The 20,448-nt window shown below is 70.4% G+C and carries 20 protein-coding genes; 10 read left to right on the forward strand and 10 right to left on the reverse strand.

What is annotated here, in order from left to right:
• Positions 1-46: 46 nt before the first annotated feature.
• Positions 47-1,273 (reverse strand): HRDC domain-containing protein, encoded by a 1,227-nt coding sequence (locus tag ACFLIM_RS42950; protein WP_393175236.1) that lies wholly within the window; start codon positions 1,271-1,273, stop codon positions 47-49.
• Positions 1,274-1,318: 45 nt separating this feature from the next.
• Positions 1,319-1,915, reverse strand: coding sequence for a DUF3000 domain-containing protein (locus tag ACFLIM_RS42955; protein ID WP_393175238.1), 597 nt, complete (start codon positions 1,913-1,915; stop codon positions 1,319-1,321).
• A 663-nt stretch (positions 1,916-2,578) separates the two neighbouring features.
• On the opposite strand from ACFLIM_RS42955, the gene hemE reads away from it, so the two are divergent.
• Positions 2,579-3,583, forward strand: coding sequence for a uroporphyrinogen decarboxylase (hemE, locus tag ACFLIM_RS42960; protein WP_393175281.1), 1,005 nt, complete (start codon positions 2,579-2,581; stop codon positions 3,581-3,583).
• Positions 3,584-3,634: 51 nt separating this feature from the next.
• On the opposite strand, the gene ACFLIM_RS42965 is transcribed toward hemE, so the two are convergent.
• Positions 3,635-4,636, reverse strand: a complete 1,002-nt coding sequence (locus ACFLIM_RS42965) for a DUF4349 domain-containing protein (RefSeq protein ID WP_393175240.1) — start codon at positions 4,634-4,636, stop codon at positions 3,635-3,637.
• A gap of 138 nt (positions 4,637-4,774) precedes the next feature.
• Here ACFLIM_RS42965 and hemG point away from each other — a divergent pair, with 138 nt between their 5' ends.
• The 3 genes from hemG to ACFLIM_RS42980 all read left to right on the forward strand — a co-directional run bounded on the left by hemG (position 4,775) and on the right by ACFLIM_RS42980 (position 7,923).
• A complete protein-coding gene (gene hemG, locus ACFLIM_RS42970) occupies positions 4,775-6,178 on the forward strand; it encodes a protoporphyrinogen oxidase (RefSeq protein WP_393175242.1) in 1,404 nt (467 codons plus the stop codon).
• Positions 6,179-6,183: 5 nt separating this feature from the next.
• Positions 6,184-6,885 (forward strand): hydrogen peroxide-dependent heme synthase, encoded by a 702-nt coding sequence (hemQ, locus tag ACFLIM_RS42975; RefSeq protein WP_393175244.1) that lies wholly within the window; start codon positions 6,184-6,186, stop codon positions 6,883-6,885.
• A 279-nt stretch (positions 6,886-7,164) separates the two neighbouring features.
• Positions 7,165-7,923, forward strand: a complete 759-nt coding sequence (locus tag ACFLIM_RS42980; RefSeq protein WP_393175245.1) for a hypothetical protein — start codon at positions 7,165-7,167, stop codon at positions 7,921-7,923.
• A 155-nt stretch (positions 7,924-8,078) separates the two neighbouring features.
• Here the strand turns inward: ACFLIM_RS42980 and msrB are convergent, their stop codons facing one another.
• Positions 8,079-8,480, reverse strand: a complete 402-nt coding sequence (gene msrB / locus ACFLIM_RS42985) for a peptide-methionine (R)-S-oxide reductase MsrB (protein ID WP_393175246.1) — start codon at positions 8,478-8,480, stop codon at positions 8,079-8,081.
• Positions 8,481-8,800: 320 nt separating this feature from the next.
• Between msrB and ligD the strand changes: the two genes are divergently transcribed.
• A complete protein-coding gene (ligD, locus tag ACFLIM_RS42990; protein ID WP_393175247.1) occupies positions 8,801-9,811 on the forward strand; it encodes a non-homologous end-joining DNA ligase in 1,011 nt (336 codons plus the stop codon).
• On the opposite strand, the gene ACFLIM_RS42995 is transcribed toward ligD, so the two are convergent.
• Together ACFLIM_RS42995 and ACFLIM_RS43000 are read right to left on the reverse strand one after the other, a co-directional pair.
• The gene (locus tag ACFLIM_RS42995; protein ID WP_393175248.1) at positions 9,808-10,620 is read right to left on the reverse strand and encodes an MBL fold metallo-hydrolase; all 813 of its coding nucleotides are present in this window, start codon (positions 10,618-10,620) and stop codon (positions 9,808-9,810) included. The two genes, ligD and ACFLIM_RS42995, sit on opposite strands and share 4 nt — an antisense overlap.
• 6 nt (positions 10,621-10,626) lie before the next feature.
• Positions 10,627-10,821: a hypothetical protein gene (locus tag ACFLIM_RS43000; protein ID WP_393175249.1), complete on the reverse strand. Its 195-nt coding sequence runs from the start codon at positions 10,819-10,821 to the stop codon at positions 10,627-10,629.
• A 160-nt stretch (positions 10,822-10,981) separates the two neighbouring features.
• On the opposite strand from ACFLIM_RS43000, the gene ACFLIM_RS43005 reads away from it, so the two are divergent.
• Together ACFLIM_RS43005 and ACFLIM_RS43010 are read left to right on the forward strand one after the other, a co-directional pair.
• Positions 10,982-11,428: a hypothetical protein gene (locus tag ACFLIM_RS43005; RefSeq protein WP_393175251.1), complete on the forward strand. Its 447-nt coding sequence runs from the start codon at positions 10,982-10,984 to the stop codon at positions 11,426-11,428.
• A gap of 1 nt (position 11,429) precedes the next feature.
• Positions 11,430-12,089, forward strand: coding sequence for a class F sortase (locus ACFLIM_RS43010; protein ID WP_393175253.1), 660 nt, complete (start codon positions 11,430-11,432; stop codon positions 12,087-12,089).
• On the opposite strand, the gene ACFLIM_RS43015 is transcribed toward ACFLIM_RS43010, so the two are convergent.
• Positions 12,090-14,120 carry an acyl-CoA dehydrogenase gene (locus ACFLIM_RS43015; protein WP_393175255.1) on the reverse strand — a complete coding sequence of 677 codons (2,031 nt, stop codon included), beginning with the start codon at positions 14,118-14,120 and terminating at the stop codon, positions 12,090-12,092.
• A gap of 302 nt (positions 14,121-14,422) precedes the next feature.
• Between ACFLIM_RS43015 and ACFLIM_RS43020 the strand changes: the two genes are divergently transcribed.
• Positions 14,423-14,791 carry an RNHCP domain-containing protein gene (locus ACFLIM_RS43020; RefSeq protein ID WP_393175257.1) on the forward strand — a complete coding sequence of 123 codons (369 nt, stop codon included), beginning with the start codon at positions 14,423-14,425 and terminating at the stop codon, positions 14,789-14,791.
• A 1-nt stretch (position 14,792) separates the two neighbouring features.
• Positions 14,793-15,194 (forward strand): RNHCP domain-containing protein, encoded by a 402-nt coding sequence (locus ACFLIM_RS43025; RefSeq protein WP_393175259.1) that lies wholly within the window; start codon positions 14,793-14,795, stop codon positions 15,192-15,194.
• 121 nt (positions 15,195-15,315) lie between these two features.
• Here the strand turns inward: ACFLIM_RS43025 and ACFLIM_RS43030 are convergent, their stop codons facing one another.
• Entirely contained in the window at positions 15,316-15,909 is a 594-nt protein-coding gene (locus tag ACFLIM_RS43030; protein WP_393175261.1) for a TetR/AcrR family transcriptional regulator, read from the reverse strand.
• A gap of 71 nt (positions 15,910-15,980) precedes the next feature.
• On the opposite strand from ACFLIM_RS43030, the gene ACFLIM_RS43035 reads away from it, so the two are divergent.
• Positions 15,981-16,793 (forward strand): class I SAM-dependent methyltransferase, encoded by an 813-nt coding sequence (locus tag ACFLIM_RS43035; protein ID WP_393175263.1) that lies wholly within the window; start codon positions 15,981-15,983, stop codon positions 16,791-16,793.
• A 27-nt stretch (positions 16,794-16,820) separates the two neighbouring features.
• On the opposite strand, the gene ACFLIM_RS43040 is transcribed toward ACFLIM_RS43035, so the two are convergent.
• Together ACFLIM_RS43040 and ACFLIM_RS43045 are read right to left on the reverse strand one after the other, a co-directional pair.
• On the reverse strand, positions 16,821-17,660 hold the full coding sequence (locus ACFLIM_RS43040) for an alpha/beta fold hydrolase (RefSeq protein WP_393175265.1): 840 nt from the start codon (positions 17,658-17,660) through the stop codon (positions 16,821-16,823).
• A 95-nt stretch (positions 17,661-17,755) separates the two neighbouring features.
• Complete coding sequence (locus tag ACFLIM_RS43045; RefSeq protein ID WP_393175267.1) at positions 17,756-20,194, reverse strand: ATP-binding protein; 2,439 nt, start codon at positions 20,192-20,194, stop codon at positions 17,756-17,758.
• Between the last annotated feature and the right edge of the window lie 254 nt (positions 20,195-20,448).

Raw genomic sequence — 20,448 nt, forward strand, 5'->3', positions numbered from 1 at the left:
AACGCGCCAAAACCCGAGCTCCGGCCCCTCTGGCGCGCCGGTGGGCCTACGACTCCCCGCGTGTCTCCAGCCGGGCCAGGGCCTTGGCGATGGGGTGGGCGGTGAGCGAGAGCTGCCATTCGCGGGCCCCGAGCTCGCGTAGCCTGGCGGTCACGCTCTCGTCGGTGATCTCCGCGGGCGGCTCCCAGGTCAACCGGCGTACGGCGTCGGGCTGCAGCAGGTTTTCCGTGGGCATGTGGTGCTCGTCGGCCAGCGCTGCCACCACGGCACGCGCGGCGGCCAGCCGCTTGGCGGCGGCCGGGTCGCGGTCGGCCCAGCGGTTGGGCGGCGGCGGACCGTCACCGGGTGTGCTCGGCTGCGGGAGCTGGCTGTCGGGCAACCCGCGCGCCTTGGCCACCGCGGCGAGCCAGTCGCTCATGTGCCGGCGCGCGCTGCGCCCGGTGAATGCCGAAATTTCGGTCAAAGCCTTCTTGGTACGCGGCCCTTCGAGCGCCGCGGTGACGATCGCGGCATCGGGCAGCACCCGCCCAGGCGCCAGGTCGGACTCGCGCGCGATCCTGTCACGCATGGTCCACAACTCGCGCACGATGGCCAGGGCCAGTACGTTGCGTACCTTGTGAATGCCCGACGTACGCCGCCACGGGTCGGACCTGGGCACCGGCGGCGGGGTGTCGAGCACGGCGGCGAACTCCTCGCGCGCCCACTCCAGCTTCCCGCTCTCGGTCAGCTCCTGGTGCAGCACGTCGCGCAGCTCGACCAGCACCTCCACGTCGAGCGCCGCGTACCGCAGCCAGTCTTCCGGCAGCGGCCTGGTGGACCAGTCGGCGGCCGAGTGGCCCTTCTCCAGCCGCAACCCGAGCACGGTCTCGACCATCGTGCCGAGCCCCACCCGCTCGTAGCCGAGCAACCGCCCCGCCAACTCCGTGTCGAACATCTCCCGCGGCCTGAACCCCACCTCCATCAGGCACGGCAGGTCCTGCGACGCGGCGTGCAGCACGATCTCCGCCCCGGCCACGGCCTCGTCGAGCGCGGACAGATCGGGGCAGCCGATCGGGTCGATCAGCGCGCTGCCCGCCCCGGCCCGGCGCAGCTGCACCAGGTAGGCGCGGTTGCCGTAGCGGTAGCCGGAGGCGCGCTCGGCGTCGACCGCCACGGGACCGCTGCCCGCGGCGAACCGCTCCACGACCCCGGCCAGCCCACCGGCGTCCGCGACGACCGGCGGTATGCCTTCGCGCGGCTCCAGCAGCGGTTCGACTGTGCGTTCTTCTGTCATGAGCTCACCGGCCTCATGACGCGGGTGCTGTATTGACTGGTGCCCTCACTTCGTACGGTCACTCTCCGGTTCATCACGTCGGCGGGGCAACGCGGCCACGTCGGGCGGGAGCGGCGGGATCCCCGCCGCCAGGCACATCAGGTCGCACCAGGCGGCGACATGGCCGGAGAGATCCTCCTGAGCGGGTGACCAGGACGCCCGCAGCTCGAGCTCGGTCGTGACCGGGTCGTCCGCTTTGTTGCCGAACCCCTCGGACACGGCTCTTGTCACGGTACCGCCAGCGGCGGAGTAGTCGGCCTGATGCGCCTCCAGAGCCTCGGTCAGCCAGCTCCAGGCGACGGGCCCGAGCAGCGGGTCGGAGGTGATCTCCGGCTCCATGTCGGCCCTGACATAGGCCACCAGCCTGAACGGGCCCTCCCACCCGCGCTGGCCGTCGGGGTCGTAGAGCAGGATCAGCCGGCCGACCGCGAGCTCGTCGTCGTCGCGGTAGACCGACGCGCCGATGGCGGCCGAGTAGGGGGCCAGCCGCTGCGGTGCGGGCAGGTCCTCGAGCTCGATCTCCGGCCTGACCTCGGACAACCGCAGGCTCTCGGCGGCGCGGGTGAACGCGGCCGGAGGTGGTGGTTGGTCACCGAGTGTCATAGCCGAAGCGTAGGTCGAAGACGGGCGGAAGGGGACCACGGGGGTGCTCATCCTTCGTGATCAAGCCGCTGCCGTAACCAGCTGGCGAACCGGTCGGGTGGTCTGGGCCGAGCCGAGCAGGATCGCGTGGCCGCACTCGACGCAGGCCCACTCCGGGCAGTGGCCCGGCTCGTGGCCGTCGAAGCATGGCGGCTGCTCGAAGAGCCGCTCACCGGCGCAAACAGCGCAGCGCTCACTGCGGCGCTCTGGGGAACTCCACAACGCGTTCATCGCACCAGTCATCGCACCGGGGCCTTTCTTCGGGTCGTGGCTCCGACGTTGGCACGAGCGGCTGACAATTCCCCGCAACGCGCTCGGCGTGTCCCGAAAGTGGTCTCTGAATCGGTGCCGCGCGGTCGCTTGGCGAACATTTGGTCCAGTCGAGACCGGCTCTCTGGTCGGCCATGGGGTGTGTTCGACCCGTGTGCGACGCCGATGCCGAGCAGACCGGTAAACCTTCATCTGGCTATCTGATCATGATTTGGGGTATCCAATGCATGTTTTTCCGACACCTCGCTCCCGTGCAGTGCGGATGCCGCCACTTGCGGCGGACCGCTGGACGCGGTCAGCACCGGCGTCCTGTCGTGGCACCCTTGTGGGGTGAACCTCGCCGACTCAGCGTTCCTGCGTGCCTGTCGCCGCCAGCCCGTCCCGCACACACCGGTCTGGTACATGCGCCAGGCCGGGCGGTCGCTGCCGGAATACCTGAAGGTCCGCGAGGGCGTGCCGATGCTCACCGCGTGCGCCACGCCCGATCTGATCGCCGAGATCACCATGCAGCCGGTCCGGCGCTACGGCGTGGACGCGGCGATCTTCTTCAGCGACATCGTGGTCCCGCTCAAGGCCATCGGCGTCGACCTCGACATCAAGCCCGGCGTCGGCCCGGTCGTGGCCGACCCGATCCGCGACGCCAAGGGACTGGACGCGCTGCGCCCGCTGGAGCCGGACGACGTCCCCTACGTCACGGAGGCCATCCGGGCGCTGACCGGCGAGCTGGGCGGCACGCCGCTGATCGGCTTCGCCGGAGCGCCGTTCACGCTCGGCTCCTACCTGATCGAGGGCGGCCCGTCGAAGAACCACGACAAGACCAAGGCCATGATGTACGGCGCCCCCGAGTTGTGGCACGCCCTCATGGAGCGGCTTTCCACGATCGTCCTGGAGCACCTGCGGATCCAGGTGGCGGCGGGCGCCTCGGCCGTGCAGCTCTTCGACTCCTGGGTGGGGGCGGTGGCGGCGGCCGACTACCGGGAGTTCATCCTGCCGCACACCCGCCGGATCTTCGAAGGCGTCGAGGGGGTGCCGCGCATCCACTTCGGGGTGGGCACCGGCGAACTGCTCGGCGTGCTCGGCGAGGCCGGTGCGGACGTGGTGGGGGTGGACTGGCGGGTGCCCCTCGACGAGGCGGCCCGCCGAGTCGGGCCGGGCAAGGCGTTGCAGGGCAACCTCGACCCCGCCGTCCTGCTGGCGCCGTGGGAGGTGGTCGAGCGCAAGGCCCGCGAGGTGCTGAAACGGGGCGAGGCGGCCGAGGGGCACGTGTTCAACCTGGGGCACGGGGTGCTGCCCTCGACCGATCCCGACCAGCTCAAGCGGCTGACCGACCTCGTCCACGAGGCCGGTCGAGCGAGCTAGACGGCACGGGTGAGACGCCGCTGGGGGCGGTGAAGCCGCTTCCGGCTCAGGTCAAGCCGCCTCCGGGTCCGGGTCGCGGGGCTGGGGCGGCTGCGGGCCCATCGGGCTCATCGGTCCTCTCGGGGAGTGCGGGCGCCGGGCGCGGCTCCGCCGTACCAGGAAGATCACCACGGCCGCCACCGGCAGCAGGAAGATCATCCACGGCAGCAGCGCGCCGAGCACCGTGAGCAGCATCTTCGTGAACGAGACCAGCGCCTTCCAGCCCGCCTCGAGCCCGCCGAAGAAGCCCGCGGCCTCCTCCTCCGGCTCCTCGACGACGGCGACCGGCCCGACCAGCCTGAGCGTCAGCGTGGCCATGGAGACCTGCGCGGCCAGCTCCTTCTGCTGCGCCTGGAGCGACTCCAGGTCCGCCTCACGCGAGGAGATCTCCCGCTCCACCTCCATCACCTGGCCGACCGTCTCGGCCTTGTTCATCAGCGTGCGCAGCGACTCCAGCGACCGCTCCGCCGACTTCAGCCGGCTCTCGACGTCGGCCACCTGGAGGGTGACGTCCTGGGTGTTCTGGTTCATCGAGAGCTGCTTGCCCAGGTCCTTGCCGAGCCGGCCGACCACCTCGCCGTACTTGGCGGGCGGGATCTTGAACTCCAGCATGGCCGTGTCCTCGGTGTCGCTGGCCGAGTTGGTCTCCTCCTTGGACAGGTAGCCGCCGGCGGCCGTCACGATCTGCTTGGCCTGCTGGACGGCGGTGCCGACCTGCTTGGCCCGCACGGTCATGCTGCCGGTGTAGACGACCTGCCGATCCTGCTGGGTCACCTTGACGTTCGAGACGATGCCGTCCTTGCCGGCGGCCTGCGGTTGCGGCCGGCGCTCCTGGGCGGAGGCCTGCGGTGGTGGCCGGCGCTGCTCCTGGGCGGAGGCGGTCTCCGCCGCGGGGACGGGAGCGTCGGCGGACGTTCCGTGGGCCGATTCGACGGTCCCGCCGCCGCCGCAGCCTGTCAGGAGAACGGCCGCACAGGCGGCCGAGAGCGCGATGCCGTACCGGATTCTCCTCATGCAAGTAAGACGGCTCCCGGATCATCCGGGTTTGACGGCAGCAATCACGGTACGGTCACCGTGTTCATGGCCTCATTCCGTGAGGCGGCTCGGGGTCGAGCGGCTGGCCGAGCCGATGAGACGGTAGCGTCGGGAGACGTGGAAGGGAATCGGGCACACGTGGTCGTGGTCGGCGGGGGGATCTCCGGTCTCGCCGCCGCGTGGTATCTCCGGCAGGGCGCGGGCGAGCGGGTCAAGGTGACGGTCCTCGAAGGCAATTCGCGCATCGGCGGCAAGCTGTACGCCTCGGAGGTGGCCGGGGTGAGCGTGGACGCGGGCGCGGAGGCCATGCTGGCCAGGCGGCCGGAGGGCACGGAGCTGGCCAGGGCGGTCGGGCTGGGTGACGAGCTGGTGTTCCCGGGCACCACGCGGTCGGCCGTCTACACCAGGGGGGCGCTGCGATATCTGCCGAAGGGCCAGGTCATGGGCGTGCCGTCCGACCTGACCGAGCTGGCCAGGTCGGGCATCGTCTCGCCCGGCGGGCTCCTGCGCGTGCCGCTCGACCAGATCCTGCCGCCGACCCTCGTGCGCACCGACGTGTCCGTGGCCGCCTACATCCGGGCCAGGATGGGCGGCGAGGTCGTGGAACGGCTGGTCGAGCCGCTGCTGGGCGGCGTCTATGCGGGCCGGGCCGACATGTTGTCGCTGGAGGCCACGATGCCGCGGGTGGCGGCCGTAGCACGTTCCGAACGTTCGCTGCTGAGCGCGGCCAGGCAGCTCGTCGAGGAGGCGCCGAAGGACGCCGGACCGGTCTTCACGGCGCTGAAGAACGGCGTCGGCGGTCTGCCGGAGGCGGTCGCCAAGGCGTCCGGCGCCGACGTCAGGACCGGCGTCACCGTACGCGAGCTGCGCAGGACCGAGCACGGCTGGCAGGTTGTCACCGGTCCGGTCCCGAAGCCCGAGATCGTCGAGGCCGACGCGGTGATCGTGGCCACGCCGGGCCCCGCCGCGAGCAGGCTGCTCAAGGCCGAGGTGCCCAAGGCGGCCGGCGAGCTGGCCAGGATCGAATACGCCAGCATGGCCGTCGTCACGCTCGCGTACCCGATCGACGCCTTCCCCGAGCCGCCGGCGTCCAGCGGCTACCTGGTGCCGCCGGTGGAGGGGCGGCCGGTCAAGGCGGTCACGTTCAGCTCGGTGAAGTGGCCGCACCTGGCCAGGGACCTGGTGATCCTGCGCTGCTCGATCGGCAGGATCGGCGAGGAGCACCTGCTCCAGCGGTCGGACACCGAGCTGGTGTCAATGGCCACGGCCGAGATGGCCGACGTGATGGGGGCGAGCGGCCTGCCGCTCGACAGCCGGGTCACGCGGTGGGGCGGAGCTTTGCCGCAGTACAACGTGGGCCACCTCGACCGGGTGGCCAGGGTGCGCGCCGCGGTGGCCATGCAGCCGGGGCTGGCCGTGTGCGGCGCGGCCTACGACGGCATCGGCATTCCGGCCTGCGTGAGCACCGCCCGCACGGCCGCCGCCCGGATTCTCGACCACCTGTCCCTGGGGGGAGAATAGACACCATGACTGAGGGTGCCGCGCGGCTCAAGGCCCGCGATCTCAACCAGGTGATCCGTTACACGATGTGGTCGGTCTTCCAGGTGACCGAGCCGTGTCCGGGCGACCGCGACCGCCTGGCGGAGGAGGTCGGGGAGCTGCTGGAGCAGGCCGCCGGCAAGGACGTCGTGACCAGGGGGGTCTACGACGTGGCCGGGTTCAGGGCGGACGCCGACTACATGTTCTGGTGGCACGCGCCGACGCCCGAGGACCTGCAGGACGTCTACTCCCGGCTCCGGCGCACCGAGCTGGGCCGGCACAGCAAGCCCGTCTGGTCGGCGATGGCGTTGCACCGGCCGGCCGAGTTCAACAAGTCACACGTTCCGGCCTTCCTCGCCGAGGAGGAGCCGCGGGCCTATGTGAGCGTCTATCCGTTCGTGCGGTCCTATGAGTGGTATCTGCTGGAAGACTCCGAGCGCCGGGCGATGCTGGCCGAGCACGGCCGGATGGCGCGCGACTATCCCGACGTGCGGGCCAACACCGTCGCGTGTTTCTCGCTCAACGACTACGAGTGGATGCTCGCGTTCGAGGCCGACGAGCTGCACCGGATCGTCGACCTGATGCGCACGCTGCGGGCCGCGCAGGCCCGGCGGCACACCCGCGTCGAGATCCCGTTCTACACCGGCGCGCGCAAGCCGGTGCAGGAGCTCATCGCGGCTCTGCCCTAGCCCTGGCGGGTGAGCGCGGCGCGCAGGCGCCGAGGCCGCGTGCTGCTCGGTACGCAGCGCCGCCCCGAGCAGCATCGCCGCCCACCAGCGAGAACGCCAAGAGCAAGACCTAAGTTGGCGATCCGACTGAATTGATCTATCCCCTTTGTCACAATCAGGGAAATCCCTTGTTCGTTGGGTGTTGCTTGCGGTGGCACGTTCCAAGGGGGCGGGGTGGACGAGTCTGGAAGACCGGGTAGCCGGCGGCGTGCGGCCGGGCGTCATGTGGCTGTTCGTGAGGTGGCTGGGCGGTCGAGGCATGCGCGGCGGCGGCGCCGTACGGGACGGCGCCGGTTGGTCGTGGGGGCGCTGGCGCTGGCCGGCGGGGTCGCCGGGCTGCTCGGCAGCAACGGGACGCTCGGCGGAGTGCTGACCGCCTCCCGATCCTCCTCCTCGGAGCGGCCGGGCGGGGCGGGCGCTGCCGGGCAGCAGGCCCGTGCCGAGCAGGAGAATCGTGCGTCGGCGTTGTCCGGCGAGGTCGGGGCCCGCCCGCGGGCGAGCGCGGAGGCCGAGGCTCGCGAGCTCCGGGTGTCCGAGCCGCCCAAGGCCACCGCCACCCCCGGCACGGCCACTCCTGGCACGGTCGAGCCCGGTCTCGTGGAAGGGATCATCGATTCGGGAGACCCACCGGAGAGCGATTCTGAGCCTGGCTCTTCGGGTTACAAAGCCGACGGGCCCTCGCGGCACACCGACCGGCAGGCGGCCGAATACTTCCGTACGCACTGGGGGCCGGATGACAAGGCGCTGAAACGCCTCAAAGACATCCGCACAGTCGGCGGATATTTGCGCATTTATACGGATTTACCGGAGACCGCGCACAATTCCCGCCAAGCCATCACCCTGTGCAAGCGCGGCCTCGAATACCTGCGAGCCGCCGGGGTGGCGAATCCGGTGGTGTTCGTGCAGGCGGGGTTCGGGGAGAACGGGAACCCGGTGCTCGCCAACATCCTCGGCCCCTCCGACCCCAACTGCCGGGTCACCCACCCGACCCCGGACTAACGAACCCGGACGCGAGTCTTGGAGCACACTTCGCACCGCTGAGTTACCACGCGGCCGATGGTCTCGATCGTCACCCATCGGTGGCGAAGATGGACATAGCCCACGCGGGGACTCCTACCCGGGGTAGGCAACCGGTACGCAATGTCGCTAGTCGATCACACTTTGGCTTCGAGCCGCAACGAGATCGAGTTGATGCAGTAGCGATCATCGGTGGGAGTCGCATAGCCCTCGCCGTGGAACACGTGCCCCAGATGCGAGTCACACCGGGCGCATCGCACCTCAGTGCGCGCCATCCCGTGGCTGCGATCCTCGATCAGCCGCACGGCTTCGGACTCGGCCGGCTCGAAAAAACTCGGCCATCCGCAGTGCGACTCGAACTTGGTGTCCGACCGGAACAGTTCGGCCCCGCAGGCGCGGCACGAGTAGACGCCCTCGGCCTTGGTGTCGACGTACTCCCCCGTGAACGGGCGCTCGGTCCCCGCCTCCCTGAGGACGTGGAACTCCTCGGGCGAAAGCTGGATCCGCCACTCGGCCTCGCTCTTGACCACATTGTCCATGCGACCAGAGTACGAGATCGGGCAAAAAGAGATCTCCGCAGGGTGAAGCATCCGTTCTAGGGTGAATTTGCGTCTTTGTAGGCAAGGGGGTGTCATCGCCTCCTGTCAAGGGGTGAGATCATTCGCAGATCCCGCCGAGCGGCACAGCCCACGCCCGTGCTGGCGCCGCTGAGGGATCGCCATGGCCGGCCGGGTGGCGCGCCAGCGCCCGGAACGGCAGCGGGTGGTCTTTCGGCCCGCCCCGTCGAGCCCCGGTCCCGCCACCGAGGCGGCTCCGGGGCGGGCCCACCTCTCTTGACGCAAAAGGTAGGTTCGATGGCATGGCATCGCCGTACATAGAGCTCGAGGTGGGGGAGCGGACCGTCAAGGTCACCAACCCCGACAAGGTGTATTTTCCGGGGATCGGCGCCACCAAGCGGGAACTGGTCGAATACTACGTGAGCGTCGGCGAGGGGGCGCTGCGGGCGCTCAAGGACCGGCCGACCAACCTCAAGCGCCACCCCGACGGCGTGCAGACCGAGGCGATCTACCAGAAGCGCATGCCGCCCAAGCACCCCGACTGGCTCCAGTCCGTGACCGTGACCTTCCCCAGCGGCCGTACGGCGCAGTCCCTGCGCGTCACGGAGGTGGCCGCCATCGCCTACTGCGCCAACCTCGGCACCATCGACTTCCACCCCTGGCAGGTGCGTGCCTCCGACGTCGAGCATCCCGACGAGCTGCGCGTCGACCTGGACCCGCAGCCCGGCCTGGAGTTCGACGCGGCGCGCAGGGCCGCGTTCCTGACCAGGGACGTGCTGGAGGAGCTGGGGATGGCCGGGTTCGTGAAGACGTCGGGCAACCGCGGCGTGCACATCGCCGTGCGCATCGAGCCGCGCTGGGACTTCATCCAGGTACGCCACGCCGGCATCGCCCTGGCCAGGGCCGTCGAGGACCGGAATCCCGACCTGGTGACCACGGCCTGGTGGAAGGAGGAGCGCGGGGAGCGGGTGTTCATCGACTTCAACCAGAACGCCAGGGACCGCACGGTGGCCAGCGCCTACTCCGTCAGGGCCAAGCCGTACGCGCCCGTCTCGACCCCGCTCACCTGGGACGAGCTCGAAGACGCCGACCCGCGCGACTTCGACATCCGCACGGTGCCCGCCCGCTTCGCCGAGGTGGGCGACGTGCACGCGGCCATCGACGACCGGGCCTACTCCATCGAGCCCCTGCTGGAGCTCTATGCCAAGGACGAGCGGGGCGACATGCCGTACCCGCCCAACTACCCGAAGATGCCCGGCGAGCCGATGCGGGTGCAGCCGAGCAGGGCCAGGAAGGACGACGGGGGACGCTAGCGGCGGACGAGGTGATGGGGGGCGAGTTCGCGGGTTTCGCCCCTGTCGAGGTAGACGACGCGGTCGGCCAGCCCGGCTTGCTCGATATGGTGGCGGAAATCGTCCAGAGGTGAGCTGAAGACCGGGTAGTCGGCGTAATGCACGGGTACGACCGCGTGCGGGTTGATCAGGGCCACCCACGAGGCGCCGTGCTCGCCGTCCAGAGTGACCAGCAGGGTGCCGAGCAGCCTGGCGCCGCCCAGGTGCACGATGGCCACGTCGATCTCGGGGAAGCGGCGCGGGATCGCGGCCAGGCGGCGGTCGAGCAGGGTGTCCCCGCTGACGTGCACGCGCAGCTCCACCCGTTCCTTCCGGTTGCGGAACTCCAGCATCGTGCCGATCACGGCCGGCAGCAGGGCCTCGGCCGGGCCTGGCGCGTGCTTGGCGGGCAGGGCGGTGATCACGACGCTGCCGTAGGGACTGCGCAGCTCGTGTTGCTGCCACTCCGCCAGCCCCACGCTGCGGCGAAAGCCGCGGCGGCGCAGGCTGCGGGCCGCCAGGCCGGTCGTGATGATCGGTGTCGCCCGGTCCAGGCCCCTGTGAGTGACCCGATCCCAGTGGTCGCCGTGCAGGTGAGTGAGCACGACCGCGTCGAGCGGGGGCAGGTCCGCGATCCGTACGGCCGGGTCGGTGAGGCGGCGCGTGGACAGGCCGTAGCCCAGGTACGCGCGCTGGCCCCGGCGCAGGAAGTTCGGATCCGTCAGCAGTGTGAAGCCGTTGTAGCGGATCAGCGTGGTGGCGTTGCCGATGAACCGCAGGCTCCCCCTCACATCAGCTCACCCCGGGTGCTGGGGACGCTGAGCGGGAGGCACACCGCCGCCCTTGCCGCCCCCTTTGCCGCCCTTGTCGGTGCCGTGCGGGCGGCCGGAGCGCCTGGCTCCGCTCTTCGTCTCCCGTACGGCCTCAGCGGACTTGGATTCGGCGGGCGACCTGCCCGATCTGCGAAGTTCGGGCTGTTGAGGATTGCTCATGACTTTTATCCCCCTATAAGGGAATTACTGCCACATTGGGCCGCGATCAAACCCTCCGTATTCGGCTGGTTTCACTTCGGTCACATTACTTGACTCTTGGTCTAATAGTTCGCAAGGCTCTCTTGTGCATCGGGGGGCGACAAGAGTCTGGAGCCTTCTCATGCCAAAAGCACGACGTTGCGCGGTGACGGCCTTCGTCATCGCAGGCGTGACCCTGACGGCGGGCATCGGCACCGCCTCCGCGCAGTCCTCTCCTCAGCTGCCGGACGTGGTCCCGTCCTGCCTGCTTCCGTTGCCGCTGCCGTTGCTTTGCGACGAACCGCCGGATGATTCCCCGTCGGACGGCCCCGCACCGGAGGAATCCTGGTCGAGTCCGCCCGAGGACGGGCACCCGGAGGATTCCCGGCCGGGAACGGTCGAGTCCGCACATCCGTGGCGACCTGCGGGCGAGAACGAACACCAGGTGCCGAGGGGACACCCGGAGACCGGCGGCGGCGGGCTCGCGACGGATGGCCCGGCGTGGCCGTTCGCACTGGGCGGGGCGGCGCTGCTGGCCGGAGCGGGCCTGACCGGGGTCGCGGTACGGCGCCGCAAGGGTGTCGCCTAGGTTGGCCGGAGCGCAGAAGGCGATCCTGGCCGGGGCCGGTGCGGTGTCGCTGGCCGGGGTGCTGCTGATCGGGCTCGGGCTCAGCGGGATTCTCGACGGCGAGCCCGAAGCGCAGCCGGATCCCGTCGCGGTCGTGCAGCACAAGCCCCTGGTCACCAACGTGCCGCAAGGCAGGGTGGCCGAGCCCATGGAGGCCCAGCGGCCCACGGCCGTCTACATCCCGTCCATCGGCGTCCAGGCCCCGCTGATGGAGCTGGGCCTGGACGCGGGCGGCGCCATCCAGAACCCGCCGTTCGACCCCCCGAACCTGGCCGGTTGGTACCGCTACGGCCCCGTCCCCGGCCAGCGCGGCGCGGCCGTGATCACCGGCCATCTCGACACCAGGAGCGGCCCCGCCGTCTTCGCCCTCCTCAAGAACGTCAAGCGCGGCGACCAGGTGCAGGTGCTGCGCGCCGACCGTTCCGTGGCCGTGTTCGTCGTCGACAAGGTCGAGCACACGCCGAAGCGGAGCTTCCCCGTGAAGAAGGTCTACGGCAAGCTCCCCTATCCGGGGTTGCGGCTGGTGACCTGCGGCGGGACGTTCGACCGGCAGGCGCACAGCTACCAGGACAACACCATCGTGTACGCGCACCTCGCGGCGCCGTACTATCCCACGAGCTGATCACGGGTCGCGCGGCAGGCCGAGGGCGCGTTCGGCGATGATGTTGAGCTGCACCTCCGTCGTGCCGCCGCCGATCGTGAAGGCGCGGGTGGTGAGGATCATGCGGTTCCAGTATCGGTTCGTCGGGGCTAGTGACCAGCAGAACTCCGAGATCGCCTGGGCGTGCCGCATGCCGAGCAGCTTGCGGACGCTGGAGGCGGTGCCGGGGTCGGTTCCTGACAACTTCGAGAGGGTCACGCGCAGGCCGAGCGCCGAGATGGCCTGGCCTTCCGCCCACAGGCGGCCCGCCTGCTCGCGCTGCGACTGCCGGAGCGGGGGCAGCTTCGCGATGAGCTTGACCATGTCGGTGTGCTGCGAGCCCGGGCCCCAGGAGTCGCCGAGCGCGACCCGTTCGTGGGACAGCGTGTCGCGGGCCACCCGCCAGCCCCCGTCCACCTCGCCGACGACCAGGTCGTCCGGTACGAACACGTCATCGAGGAACACCTCGTTGAAGACCTCGTCCCCGTTGATCTCCTTGAGCGGCCTGACGGTGACGCCGGGGGACGACATGTCCACCAGGAAGAACGAAATGCCCTCATGCTTGGATTTTTCGGGAGAAGTCCGGGCGAGGCAGATGCCCCAGTGGGCGTGCTGTGCGAGGGATGTCCAGATCTTCTGGCCGCTCAGCGACCAGCCGCCCTCCGCCCTCGTGGCCTTCGTCGACAGTCCGGCCAGGTCGGAGCCCGCGCCGGGCTCGCTGAAGAGCTGGCACCACACGATCTCCCCGGTGAACGTCTTCGGCAGGAAACGTTCCTGCTGCTCGCGGGTGCCGTACCGGACGATGGACGGGACCGCCCAGGCCGCGATGCCCAGGTTCGGCCGGTTGAGGTCGCGGAACTCCTGATGGATGATCACCTGCTCCAGCGGCGAGGCGTCCCTGCCCCACGGCCTGGGCAGGTACGGCATGATCCAGCCCTCCCGCGCGAACCTGCCCAGCCGCGCCAGCGGCTCCGCACCCCGCAGCGACTCGGCCTCCGCCCTGATGGCGTCCCTGACGGCGGCGGCCGCGTCGGGCAGGTCCGGTTCCATCCGCCGCCGCACCCCCGCCACCGCCGGCCCGGCCACCTCCTCGGCCCACAAGCCGGGATCTCCGGCCAGCATCCGGTCGGACAGGGCTCTGCGGTAGTAGCGGTGGGCGTCGTGCTCGAAGGTGTAGCCGATGCCGCCGAGCACCTGGATCGCGTCCGCCACGCACCGGACGGCCGCATCGGGCCCGAGCACCGCCGCCACCCCGACGGCCAGCCTGCTCTCCTCCGGGGACTCGGGGGCGTCCATGGCCCGGGCGGCGTCCCACACGGCCGCGCGGGCCTGTTCGAGTGCCACGAAGGCGGCGGCCACCCGGTGCTTGACCCCTTGGAACTGCCCGATCGGCCGCCCGAACTGCTCGCGCAGTTTGGCGTACCCGGCCGCCGTCGCGACGGCCCACGCCGCCACGCCACACGCGTCGGCGCCGAGCAGGACGGCGGCGATCTCCCGTACCGGCACGTCGGCGAGCACCCGGTCGGCGGGCACGGTTCGCACGGTGACCGAGCACAACGCCCGGTCCAGATCGACGCCGTCGACGGGCTCGGCGGTGACGTCACCCCGGTCGAGCACCGCCCACGCGCCACCACCGACCGGCACGAGAAAGAGATCGGCCGCCGACGACCCCAGAGCAAGGGTGACAGGGTCGGCGGGAAGCGCGGCGGCGGCTGTCAGGGTGCCGTCGGCAAGCCCGGAGATCAGCCCCTTCGTGCCGTCTGCGAGCCCGGCGGCGAGAGCCGCCGAGGTCAGCACGGTCGGCAGATAAGGTCCGGGAGCACGTTGCTCGCCCAATGCCTCCAGCGCGACGCACAATTCCAGCAGCCCGTACCCCTGCCCGCCGCACTCCTCCGGCAGGTGCAGCCCCAGCAGCCCCTGCCCGGCCAGGGCCGCGTGCTCGACGGTACGCTCGGCCAGCCCCCGCACGGAGGCCGCCAGCGCCAGGTGTTCCTCGGTAAGCCCGATCCCCATGCGTCCGAATCTAGAAGGTCATTCGGTCCAGGAAAACCATTCGCAGCCGACCGGTTCGCGCCGTTACCCTCGCCCATATCCGACCAGTGACGCATTCGGGGCAGTTCATGCCCCCGGAGGGGAGTGGATTAATGCCTGGCACCGCGCCAAGTGCGCCTCGCCGTGCCGTGGGCGAATCCTGCCTCTGAAGCACTGATCGGCCGGATCGCCTGCCGTACCAGCATGCCCGTGGACACCGCGAGGCTCGCTCGGCCTGCCCTTGCTGCCGTCAATGACCACATTCCGGGCAAGGAGTACCCAGGTTGTCCACCAACAACAAACCGCGTTCCATCGTGAACACGGAGACCTTCCAGTGCGTACGCTGCGGCCTGACCGTGACGGCGGCCGCGCCGGACGGCGCCCGCCGCAACCACTGCCCGAGTTGCCTGCACTCGCAGCATGTGCTCGACCGCGTGGAAGGCGGCCCGTCGGAGTGCCGGTCGCGGATGATCCCGATCTCGATCGCGGTCCTGCGCACCGGCGACTGGGTGATCATCCATCGCTGCACCCGGTGCGGTGAGCTGACGTCCAACCCCGTCTGCGGGGACGACAACCAGCTCATCCTCATACGCATGGCCGTACGGCCGCTGGCGCAGCCGCCGTTCCCGCTCGAGGCGTTCGGCGATCTGTGACATGCCGAGGAGAAACCCGCGCCGGGAGAGGCTCCAACGGCGCAAGAACGCGGGACAGGCGGAACGCGGGGACGCGTTCCGCTGTGCCGGGTGCAGTCTGGACGTGCCGATGATTGCGCCGGGCACCGCACACCGCAACCACTGCCCGCACTGCCTGACGAGCCTGCACGTCGACCACCGCATCCCGGGGGACCGGCGAGCGGCCTGCCGGGGCCGTATGACGGCGCTGAGCGTCACCGTGCGGCAGGACGGGGAGTGGCTGATCATTCACCACTGCCAGTCCTGCGGCGAGCTCAGCGCCAACCGCATCGCGGGCGACGACAACGCGCTGGCGCTGCTCCGCGTCGCCATCCGCCCCCTGTCCGACACCCGCCTCCCGGTCAACGCCCTGCTGACCCTCTGACCGGGCTTCTCGCCGGGGCTCTCGTACGAGGCCCCGGCGAGACCCGACCTACACGTAGATACTTGGGCGTCCGGATTGACCGTTCCAGGCCACGGGCAGGACATCAGCCCTGGAGGCGTTGTCACGCCCCTTGCACGACGCCGCCGATGACCGTGGTCACCATCTTGCGGACGGCGCCGGCCTCCGGCGGGATGCCTTTCCGGTCGGCGAACAGCAGGTGCCCGGCCCCGATCAGGGTGGGAGCGAGCGTGTCGACGTCGGCGTCCGCCGCGATGCGGCCCAGGTCCCGCTCCGCGGTGAGGTAGGAGGCGATCATGACCGTGGCTTCCGTCAGGACCGGGACGCCGGTCGGCCAGGTCTGGCGCAGCCGGGCGCGCAGTTCGTCCCGGAAGGTGATGAGGGCGACGATCGCCACGGCGACCGACCCGAACAGGGCCGTCAGCGCGTCGGCGAGGTTGCCGGCGACGGTGCCGGTCCCGGCGGCGTCACGCAGGGCGGCGGCCTGGGAGTCCATCCGGTCGATGCGGTCCAGCACGAGCTCGGCGAGGAAGGCGTCGAAATCGGCGAAGTGCCGGTGCAGGACCCCCTTGGCGCAGCCTGCCTCGGTGGTGACCGCCCGGCTGGTCAGCGCGCTCGGCCCGTCCCGGAGCAGGATGCGCTCGGCGGCGTCGAACAGCTGCTCGCGCACGTCGCGGATGGCTACCCCTGTCGGCACCGTGCATCCCTGCCTTCCCTCGCTGGGGCCCGCCCGTTGACGAGTGGGCATGTGCCCACTAGAGTGGGCGCATGCCCACTGTACCGCCTTCCGAGAACGAGCCTCATCAACACCGGCAGGTGGCGGAGTCGTTCGGCTCGGACGCCGAACGCTACGACCGGGCCCGGCCCCGCTACCCCGACGCGATGGTGGACCGGATCGTCGCCGCCAGCCCCGGGCCCGACGTCCTCGACGTCGGCTCCGGCACGGGGATAGAAGCCCGGCAGTTCCTGGCGGCCGGCTGCAGGGTGCTGGGCGTCGAGCCCGACGCGCGGATGGCTGACTTCGCGCGGCGCGGCGGACTCGAGGTCGAGGTGGCGACGTTCGAAGCCTGGGACCCCGCCGGCCGGGAATTCGACGCGGTCATCGCCGGGACGGCCTGGCACTGGGTTGACCCGGTCGCGGGCGCGGCCAAGGCGGCGCAGGTGCTGCGGCTTGGCGGTCGGCTGGCGGCGTTCTGGCACGTGTTCGAGCTCCCGCCCGCCGTGGCGGACGCCTTCGCCGCGGTCTACCGGCGGGTGATGCCCGACTCGCCGTTCAACCTCCAGGCGACGAGGCCGGCCCTGGACGGGTACCAGGTGCTGCTCACCAAGGCCGCCGACGGGATCCGGCAGGTGGGTGGGTTCAGCGAACAGGAGCAGTGGCGATTCGACTGGCAGCGGTCCTACACCCGTGACGAGTGGCTGGACCAGATGCCTACCCAGGGTCTCCTCACCCAGCTCCCGTCGGACAAGCTGGCGGAGGTGCTGGAGGGCGTCGGGGCCGCTGTCGACGCACTGGGGGGCAGCTTCACGATGGCCTACGCCACGATGGTGGTCACCGCGGCGCGAACCGGCGGCGCCTGACCCGCGGCTGCAGCCTGGCAGGGGGCTTTATCCGGCGTTTGAGCGGAGCCAGTCCAGGGCCGCCGTGGCGGAGTGGAGGACCGAGATGTGGCCGTCGCCCTTGAACAGCCGCAGCTCGGCCGAGCGGCACGTTCGTGCCAGCCACTCGCCGTGCGAGCAGGGCACGACGCGGTCCTCGTCACCGTGCATGAGCAGGATCGGCGCGCTCACCTGGGCGGGGTCGCATCCCCACGGGGTGACGTAGGCGAGGTCGTCGTCTATCAGCCCGCCCAGGCCACCCTCCAATGCCGGGCCGACGACGCTGCCGAACCACGACCACTCGCCGTCCAGAGCGGCATGATCGACCGGGGCGAACATCTCCGGGTCGTACTCGGCCGACGCCTCGTGCCGCTCCTTCGCCGCGCGGCCCTCGACGGCGGCGCGCAAGGACGCCTCGCCGGAGGCCGACATGCCCGCGAACCAGTCGAGCCCCTCGGCGCCGTACGGGGCCAGGCCGGACACGCTGACCACGGCCAGCACACGGTCCGGCAGCAGGGCGCCGCAGGCCAGGGCATGTGAGCCGCCGCCGGAGTGACCCATGACCGCGAACCGGCCGATGCCCAGCGCGTCGGCCACCCGTGAGACGTAGTCGGCTGCCGACGCCACGTCGCGGCCCTCAAGAGGGGTGGAGCCGCCGTATCCGGGCCGGTCGTACGACACCCAGCGGAGGCCGAGCCGGTCGGAGGCCGGGAAGAGGGGCTCTGGGGGTGTGCCGATGTTCGGCGTGCCGTGGTGCCAGAAGACGACCAGGCGAGCGGCGTCGTCCGGGGCGGTGTCGTAGATGTGTAGCTTACGACCGTCGCTGAGGTCCAGATCAAGCTCTCTCATCACTCAGCCAGCCTAATGACCGGGAATCATCCGCAGTGGCTGGACGCCCGGGTCCCGCGCGCACGCGATAGTCCTGCACGACCAGCCGTCGCGGGTCACGGTGGCGGGCTGCTGGTCGCCATGGATTTGGCGAGTGGGAGGCGAAGGACGAAGCGCGCTCCGTGCGGGGACGCGTCCTCGACGTGGAGGGTGCCGTGATGGGCGTGAGCGATGTCACGGGCGATGGCCAGTCCGAGGCCCACGCCGCCGTGGCCGCGGCTGCGGGCGGTGTCCAGGCGGGCGAAGCGCTGGAAGATGTTCTCACGCTCGGCTTCCGGGACCCCGGGGCCGTCGTCGGTGACGCTCAGTTCAGCCCCGTCACCACTACGGCGCACGCGCACCACGACTTCGTGGGCGGCGTGCCGGCGCGCGTTGTCAAGCAGGTTGGACAGCACCCGGCAGATCCGCGTGGGGACGGCGTCGACGGTCACACCGGGTTCGAGGTCGAGTCGGATCGGGTAGCGGTCGCGGACACAGCGGGAGGTCTCGACTTCGACCAATTCGGCCAGGTCGATGCGCTTGGTGGCGGCGGGCGGGGCGGCCTCGACGCGCGCCAGCAGGAGCAGGTCGGTGATGATGGCCTGTAGCCGCTCCACATTGCCCAGCGTGTGTCTGAGCAGGTCGGCGAGGTCGGTGTCGCCGGGATGCAGTTGTGCCTCTTCCAGCTGAGCCCGCAGCCCGGCCAGCGGGGTGCGCAGTTCGTGGGAGGCGTCGGTGGTGAAGCGCCGCTGACGCTCGAGCGACTCCTTCAGCGACTCGGTGGCGTGTTCGAGCTCCACCGAGATCCGGTGCTCGTGGGTGTAGCGGCGGGCGTTGTCGACGCACACCGCCGCGCGGCTGACCAGCTCCTCGGCCAGGGCCAGATCGTCCTCCTCGAACGTGCTCATGCGCTCGGAGCGGTAGAAGCTCACCACCCCGAGCGTGACGCCCCGGGCCCGCATCGGCACCACGATGAGTGAGTGGATGCCCTGCTCGTAAATTCTCCGGGCGCGTTCCGGATCCTGTGCCATCCACCCGAATGTGGTGTCCAGATGTGGTTCGAGCACCGATTGTTCGGAGGCCAGGCTGCGCGCCATCGGCGTGTACGGCAGCGGGTGGAGGAGCGCGCCGACCCCGTACAGGTCGTAGCCCTGTGAGGTGGTGGCGAGGGCGATCCGGCGCAGCCCGGCGTCGAGGCCGGCAGGCTCGCTTCCGCGCAGCACGCTGTCGGGAACGTCGACGGCGACGAAGTCGGCGAACCGCGGGACGGCGACCTCGGCCAGTTCCTCGGCGGTCCTGGTGACCTCCAAGGTGGTGCCGACGCGTGCACCGGCCTCCCAGATCAGGCTGAGCCGTTCGCGGGCCCGCAGGGCGAGCCGCCCGATGCTCGGCTCGCTCACGGCGAGCAGCAACCGCTCGGTCACGGGGACCTCGCCGTGACCGGGGTCCGGGACGGATGGGGCGATCGGGGCGGATGCCACAGGGGCGGTGCGCACAGGGAAGGCCCCCGGCACGCCCGCTCCGTTGCGCGGCCGGGCCCCCGCCCCTGGTTCAGCGCCCAGACTGGTTCTGGAGCCCGACGCCACGTGCCAGGACGTGCCGTCGGTCAGGACGGCCTCCACGGCTATGCCGTGCGTCCCGCCGGGATTCTCGACCGGCCGGCTGAGCAGCGTGGCGGCGCGACCCCCGGACAGCAGCAGCATCGCGATGCCCGTGCGATCGGCGGAGATCAACTCCGTGGCCTTCTCCAGCAGGCGCAGCCGATCGTGCGAGGAGAGCAGCCCGGCCTCCCCGATCGGCTCGCCGGCCATCGCGCCCGCGCCGACGGCCCGCCGCCTGGCGTCGAGGAACGCCCGAAGCAACGCTTGTTCTCGTTCGGAGGTCTGCTCAAGCAGGCGTCGCTCGATGCGACCGGCCGCGTCCACGGCGACGTCGACCATCGACGGGTCGGCGTACCGAACCAGGCACGCCAGATTCAGCACGCCTTGGATGCGTCCGCTGATCGGATCGCGAATGGGAGAGGCCGCGCACACGAGCTCCCCCAGCCCGTCCGCGAAATGCTCCTGGCCCCAGATCAGGATGGGACGCCGCTCGGCCAGTGCGGTGCCGATGCCGTTGGTGCCGACGACCTGCTCCGGGAACGCGAAGCCGGGCAGGGACTCGATGGAATCCAGCCATCTGTCGAGCGCCGGCTCCCCGACCCGGCGTTGCAGGACCCTCGCGTGCTCGTCACAGAGGACCATGCCCACCTTGATGCCGGAGAGCTCGGATTCGACTTGATCGAGAACGGGCGTGGCGACCTTGTTGAGCCTGCCGTCCATATCGACGTCCGGGTCGTACACCATGGCCACGTGGTCAGGCGCGACCCCCAGGTCCCGGGACCGCTGCCATGACGTCAGCACCCACTTGCGCACGCCGCTCTCGACAGGTTCGCCCGCGAAGAAGCGCTCACGAGCACGTTCGAGAGCCGCGATGTCTTCGCGGTCGAAAGGCGCTATCGAGGGGAAAGCCGCCATTGACAGTTTCTTCCTCTCTCCCTCCGTACAACTCTGCTCGTCTCTGGTCAATGTTTCGCCCAGATATATCTAATATTCTGCTGATTTATAGTAATCAACCAGGCGACCTGGCTAAGACGGTAGGCAGTGAACCTTTCCCTGTAACCGCTTGTGGCGGTTCGTGATCGCCTTACACGGTGCGTCCGTGCTCCAGTTGAAGCAGGACGAGGGCCGCGGCGGCGATCTGGGTGATCCGGCTCGGGTCGAGGCTGACT

It is taken from the genome of Nonomuraea marmarensis (genome assembly GCF_043197025.1).
Taxonomy (GTDB): domain Bacteria; phylum Actinomycetota; class Actinomycetes; order Streptosporangiales; family Streptosporangiaceae; genus Nonomuraea; species Nonomuraea marmarensis.

Excerpts from the sequence above, each read along its gene's own strand:
- ACFLIM_RS43045 (WP_393175267.1), bottom strand. The coding sequence starts at position 20,194 with ATGGCGGCTTTCCCCTCGATAGCGCCTTTCGACCGCGAAGACATCGCG.
- ACFLIM_RS42965 (WP_393175240.1), bottom strand. The coding sequence starts at position 4,636 with ATGAGGAGAATCCGGTACGGCATCGCGCTCTCGGCCGCCTGTGCGGCC.
- ACFLIM_RS43025 (WP_393175259.1), top strand. The coding sequence starts at position 14,793 with ATGCCGAGGAGAAACCCGCGCCGGGAGAGGCTCCAACGGCGCAAGAAC.
- ligD (WP_393175247.1), top strand. The coding sequence starts at position 8,801 with ATGGCATCGCCGTACATAGAGCTCGAGGTGGGGGAGCGGACCGTCAAG.
- ACFLIM_RS43040 (WP_393175265.1), bottom strand. The coding sequence starts at position 17,660 with ATGAGAGAGCTTGATCTGGACCTCAGCGACGGTCGTAAGCTACACATC.
- ACFLIM_RS43015 (WP_393175255.1), bottom strand. The coding sequence starts at position 14,120 with ATGGGGATCGGGCTTACCGAGGAACACCTGGCGCTGGCGGCCTCCGTG.
- msrB (WP_393175246.1), bottom strand. The coding sequence starts at position 8,480 with ATGGACAATGTGGTCAAGAGCGAGGCCGAGTGGCGGATCCAGCTTTCG.
- ACFLIM_RS43005 (WP_393175251.1), top strand. The coding sequence starts at position 10,982 with ATGCCAAAAGCACGACGTTGCGCGGTGACGGCCTTCGTCATCGCAGGC.
- ACFLIM_RS42950 (WP_393175236.1), bottom strand. The coding sequence starts at position 1,273 with ATGACAGAAGAACGCACAGTCGAACCGCTGCTGGAGCCGCGCGAAGGC.
- ACFLIM_RS42955 (WP_393175238.1), bottom strand. The coding sequence starts at position 1,915 with ATGACACTCGGTGACCAACCACCACCTCCGGCCGCGTTCACCCGCGCC.
- hemQ (WP_393175244.1), top strand. The coding sequence starts at position 6,184 with ATGACTGAGGGTGCCGCGCGGCTCAAGGCCCGCGATCTCAACCAGGTG.
- ACFLIM_RS43035 (WP_393175263.1), top strand. The coding sequence starts at position 15,981 with ATGCCCACTGTACCGCCTTCCGAGAACGAGCCTCATCAACACCGGCAG.
- ACFLIM_RS43000 (WP_393175249.1), bottom strand. The coding sequence starts at position 10,821 with ATGAGCAATCCTCAACAGCCCGAACTTCGCAGATCGGGCAGGTCGCCC.